The sequence below is a fragment of the Microbulbifer pacificus genome (genome assembly GCF_002959965.1).
Taxonomy (GTDB): Bacteria; Pseudomonadota; Gammaproteobacteria; order Pseudomonadales; family Cellvibrionaceae; genus Microbulbifer; species Microbulbifer pacificus_A.
The window spans coordinates 1-4916 of record NZ_PREV01000008.1; the positions used below are offsets into that span (position 1 = coordinate 1).

The 4916-nt window shown below is 34.3% G+C and carries 9 protein-coding genes; all 9 read left to right on the plus strand.

Translation table 11 applies throughout. The annotated features are described in order from the left end of the window. Positions 1-288: hypothetical protein (locus C3938_RS00305; protein ID WP_233998555.1), on the plus strand; the 288-nt coding region annotated here is incomplete at its 5' end. A 142-nt stretch (positions 289-430) separates the two neighbouring features. Further along, the gene (locus tag C3938_RS17670) at positions 431-616 is read left to right on the plus strand and encodes a hypothetical protein (protein ID WP_158681485.1); all 186 of its coding nucleotides are present in this window, start codon (positions 431-433) and stop codon (positions 614-616) included. Positions 617-627: 11 nt separating this feature from the next. Next, entirely contained in the window at positions 628-831 is a 204-nt protein-coding gene (locus tag C3938_RS17675) for a hypothetical protein (protein ID WP_158681486.1), read from the plus strand. Beyond that, positions 831-2339, plus strand: coding sequence for an AAA family ATPase (locus tag C3938_RS00310; protein WP_105101324.1), 1509 nt, complete (start codon positions 831-833; stop codon positions 2337-2339). The genes C3938_RS17675 and C3938_RS00310 overlap by 1 nt, the downstream gene beginning before the upstream one ends. Before the next feature lies 1 nt (position 2340). Then, the gene (locus C3938_RS00315; protein WP_158681487.1) at positions 2341-2622 is read left to right on the plus strand and encodes a hypothetical protein; all 282 of its coding nucleotides are present in this window, start codon (positions 2341-2343) and stop codon (positions 2620-2622) included. Continuing rightward, the gene (locus C3938_RS00320) at positions 2609-3526 is read left to right on the plus strand and encodes a RecT family recombinase (RefSeq protein WP_105101326.1); all 918 of its coding nucleotides are present in this window, start codon (positions 2609-2611) and stop codon (positions 3524-3526) included. Before C3938_RS00315 ends, C3938_RS00320 begins: the two co-directional genes overlap by 14 nt. 163 nt (positions 3527-3689) lie before the next feature. Then, positions 3690-3917: a hypothetical protein gene (locus tag C3938_RS17680; protein ID WP_158681488.1), complete on the plus strand. Its 228-nt coding sequence runs from the start codon at positions 3690-3692 to the stop codon at positions 3915-3917. Continuing rightward, complete coding sequence (locus C3938_RS00325; RefSeq protein WP_105101327.1) at positions 3907-4656, plus strand: MBL fold metallo-hydrolase; 750 nt, start codon at positions 3907-3909, stop codon at positions 4654-4656. Before C3938_RS17680 ends, C3938_RS00325 begins: the two co-directional genes overlap by 11 nt. Next, positions 4657-4916: hypothetical protein (locus C3938_RS17685; RefSeq protein ID WP_158681489.1), on the plus strand; the 260-nt coding region annotated here is incomplete at its 3' end. It abuts the gene before it with no gap.

The following is a 4916-nucleotide window of genomic DNA, read 5'->3' on the forward strand; positions in this document are numbered from 1 at the left end:
GAGGTGGATGAATTGGTTAAAAAAGATATAACTAATAATTATCTTTCGGTTAAAAATGACATATTTAATAATTTTCTTCCGGAAGATTGTTTTACCGTAATGGAGGAGTATATAAAGCTACAGCAGAATTGCATCCAAGTTTTATCCCAAACAAGAGATTATGAATTTCATAACGCGAATGAAATGGGGGAAGAAATTTTAAAGTCAGTAGGTAAGCTAAATGAACTTTACTTAAAGAAAGTACAAAGTGAAAACAAGGCGGTTGAAACTAGGAGGAATTACTTTTGAGAAGAAAAATCATTAATTACTTTTTAGTTGATGAAGATGAAGAAATTTCCTTGGTTGATGAAATTAAGTTCTATGTGATATACGCAGCACCTTTAGTATTCGTGGCCGTGTTGATTCTATTTCTTGAAAGGGGGTGAAACGGTTGTCCGAAATAAACTTTTTCTTTGATAGGACTCCAATACAAATAGTGGGTGTTGTTACTGGAAAGATTTATGCAGAAGGTGCTGAAGCTGATTGTTTTAGAACTTTAAAAGAACAGTACCCATTAGCGAATCTAAATGAAGGCATCTATCCAGAACCATTAAATGTAATTCGATTAAAAAAATAGCCTTAAAGGGGGTGAGAACACTGAAAGAAGAATTAGGAGTTGCTTCAAGTCTAGAAGTTAAACAGATAACTGACTGTGATGTAACAAACGATGTAAATAAGTGGTTAGCAGAGAATCCAAACAAAGAAGTATTAGAAATGAAATTTACTACTGCAGCTACTGAAGGCGAATGGGTATCAGATGTACTAATTATTTTTAGAAAGGAGAAATATTAATGCAAATCATTTTTAAAGAATTAACACTCAAAAATTTTAAAAGCCACCAGGATCTTACTGTTAACTTTGGCGAGGTAACTAAGATCACTGGTGACAATGCAAAAGGTAAGTCTTCTCTATTTGAAGCTATTACATGGTTATTATACGGCATTGATACGGTAGGTAGCAAATTAGATCCTACACCAATTACCTACGAACATGATGAGACTTTAGTTTCACTTTTGTTAAATGTTGATGGTAAAGAACTTTTATTGGGTCGTGAATTAAATGCTAATAAAGCAAAATACTACATCAACGAAGTGCCTAGCAAGGCAACAGAATTTAATGAAATTCTAGGTGAACTATTTGAAAAAGATTTGTTTATGTCTCTATTCAATCCGGATTACTTCTTTACCTTGAAATGGACAGAGCAAAGAGAAATGATATTGCAATATGTAACGGCACCATCGAACAAAGAAGTATTAAAAGTATTACCAGAAGCACAATCTATTAAACTAGCAGAATTAATTAAAAAGTATTCTCTTGATGATTTAGAAAAGCTTCATAAAGACAATAAAAATAAAAAGAACAAAGAACACATTGCTGCACAAAGTCGAACTAGGACTTTAAAAGAGCAATTAGAGGATTATGAACACCTTGTTCCGCTTCCTTCATTACGAACTGAATTGAATATCTTCAAGAAGAAACGTGATGCAGCTGAAAAGGTTATTGAAGATTCCTGGGAGAACAACTCAGAAATTAATAAATTACAATCTCAGATTAAACGATTGATGGATGAACGTGATCATATGCAAGAGCATTGGAAAATCTTAAAAAATGAAGAGATTGAAGAGCATTGCAGAACATGTAAACAACCATTAAAAGATGATGCTGTTAAGGCAGTTGAAGAAGATAAGCAAAAAAGAATGGCAGATTTTAAAGAGCAATATAATCAGGTTGTTACTCAACGGAAAGAGCTTGAAGAAGAACTAAAAAGCCTGGAATACATTGATGTATCTGAACAACAAGCCATTGCTCGTGAAAACCAAGATAAAATTGCACCACTTGAAGCAGAGATCAACAAGCATAATCAACTGGAATCTATCCAAGAAATGATTAAGGAAGCAGAAAAAACAGAAGGTGAAGTTCTTCAGTCACTTAATGAATCAATATTTATCCTGGATAGCATCAAAGATTTTAGAGCAAAAGAAGCTGAATTACAGGCTGAAAAAGTACAAGCCTTGCTTACCACTCTATCTATTAATCTATTTGATGAATTAAAAAATGGAGAAATCAAGCCAACGTTCGAGATCGAAATGGATGGTAAAGGATACAAGAAATTGTCCTTATCTGAATCAATTAGAGCCGGCTTAGAACTTAGAGAAGTGCTTTCAGAACAAAGTAATATCATTGCTCCGGTATTTGTGGATAATGCGGAATCCATTACAAAATTTAAAGAACCTAGCGGGCAATTGATTATTAGTAGGGTTGTTGCTGGTAAAGAATTAACAATTGAGGGGGATGAATGACTTGAATTTAGAAAACGGCAAAACTAAAACAGAGGATTTTTTCATAATCCAAGAAAGCACAACAGGTTGGTATGTAAGCAATAGAACTTTTGGCGGTGATGGTCTGAGACACCTTACTTTTACACCATATAAAGAAAGTGCCGATAAGTTTTCATACAACAAAGTTAATCAAGATGTAATTAATAGCATATTAGAATCTGACTTTGATCTAAAAGTAATTAAGATTACTAAAACTATAATCGAATTCGATAATGAGGAGGAAATAAATAATGACAAACAATAATTTACAAGTATATCAAGGTATGGCTTTTGGAGAACTATCAACCCAGGATGTAAATACAATTCGGGAAACAATCGGTAAAGGTTGTGATGATTCCCAGTTCAAATTATTTATGTCCATCGCTAAATCAAGCGGAGCAAATCCAGTTCTTAATGAGATTTATCCAACAGTAAGACAAGGTCAATTAACTATTCAATATGGGTATGACTTCTATGTTCGTAAAGCAAAAGAGGCAGAAGGTTATTTAGGATATGATGTTCAGCTAGTTCATGAAAACGATGAGGTAGTAGTTAGCAGAAAAACAGATGATAAAGGGCGATCTTTTATGATTGTTGAAGATCACAAGATTACATTTCCAAGAGGTAAAGTAATTGCTGCCTATGCGATAGCTTATAGAGAAGGTGTAATTCCTTTCCCTGTTTTCATGGAGCGTGATGAAGTATCCCACTTAGAAAAATCGAACATTGGAATGCAGAAAACAATGTGGACTAATTATTTTGGCGATATGTTCAAAAAGCATGTGCTTAGACGTGCTTTAAAAGGTCAATTCGGATTGGAATTTGATGATCAAACAGTAGATCAAAATAATAATGTTCCAGGATACCAAAGAGAACGCAAAGACATTACACCTAATGAAGATGTATTAGAAGGAACAACGGAAGAAACAACAACCGAAGAGCCAACTGAAGAACAGCGCATTGCTACTTTAAGAAGCGATATGAAGAAAAAATTCAAGAAATTAGGTATTACTACTAATCCAAAAATTAACAAGTACCTTCAAGATAACAACATTAGTTTAAGTGATCCGGCTACTGAATCAGAATTGATTGGTCTTGTTGAAATCTTGGACATGCATATTGATTTTGAAGAAAACAAACCAACATCAAATGATGATGAACTGGAATAAAGAATATGTTCAATCCTTATTTAAATTATGTTGCGAAGGTCGTAATTATTGACCGGAATAAGGAATGTGAATTGTGCGATATGGAAATGAATCCTGGTAATGATTACTACTATCGCGGGCTGACTATTTGCCCGCGGTGCCAGGAGGAATTGGAGGGGAAAAGATGACTCAAATATCTAAGGAACACCTTGAATTTGTTGAAGAAGCTAAAAAGGAATTTAATAGTAATCCCTTATTAGAAACTTATAGAAATGGTGATGATAGCTTGATTGCTTTAAGGATGGGAAGAGATAGGGATTGCGTTATGGTGTACAAACTTGATGGTTATGTTGCTAACTTTGTTCAACAATTGAATCCGACAAAGAGAGAAGTGTTCTCTATTGAAAGTTAATATCCTTGCTTCCGGATCTAGTGGTAATTGCATTGCTTTAACAAGTGGAGAATCTACTATTCTCATAGATGCAGGTATAGCCAAAACTAAGATAGAGAAAAGACTTCTTGAAGTCGGTATAACACCAAATAAAATTGAAGCAATGTTTATCACACACGCTCACAAGGATCATACAAAAGGATTGCCATTGGCTAACAAATATAAGATTCCTGTTTACGCAGGGGAAAATGAATGGAAGGACATTCAAGGAGTAGAAAATGACCTGGTAAATAAAATTGGTATTGGTGGAGTGTTTGGTGCTTCAGAAGATTTTGTTGTCGTTCCTTTTCAAGTACATCATGATGCACACCAACCACTAGGTTATACAGTTACAAGCTATAAAACTGATTTTAAAGTGTCCATTTGCTTAGATACTGGGAAAGTTGAAGAAGATATATTGAAATATATGAAGAATTCGGATGTCTACATCATAGAAAGCAACCACGAACCGCGAATGGTTGAAGCGTCTAACTATCCAATAAGTGTTAAGACAAGGGTTTTGTCTCATGTAGGGCATTTATCTAATCAACAAACAGCTGCAGCTTTAACAGAATTGATCCAGGGCAAAGGCGAACAAATCTATCTAACGCATTTAAGCAGTAGTAATAATATGCCTACTTTGGCGCAATTGACAACGGAAAAAGCTTTAATGGCCAAAGGGTTTATAAAAGATAAACATTACAGATTGGAGGTTGTATAGATGAAAATAAGAGTTCCTTCAAACGTTGCTGATGCGTTCGATCATTTTGATAAGATATGGCACACAATGACACAAGACTCAATCAATCTAATGTTAATGTCTTTCCCTTCTGTTAGAACAGAGGATCCTAATGCGCTTGTACTAAAAGAATATGCAAATAAATATCCAACGAGGTATATAAGGGCATTAGCAGACGGTTATGTTAGAGAACTAGATTTACATGAAGAAGTATCCAAGCTAATCAATGAATGGATTGATAC

Excerpts from the sequence above, each read along its gene's own strand:
- C3938_RS00320 (WP_105101326.1), top strand. The coding sequence starts at position 2,609 with ATGACAAACAATAATTTACAAGTATATCAAGGTATGGCTTTTGGAGAA.
- C3938_RS00310 (WP_105101324.1), top strand. The coding sequence starts at position 831 with ATGCAAATCATTTTTAAAGAATTAACACTCAAAAATTTTAAAAGCCAC.
- C3938_RS17680 (WP_158681488.1), top strand. The coding sequence starts at position 3,690 with ATGACTCAAATATCTAAGGAACACCTTGAATTTGTTGAAGAAGCTAAA.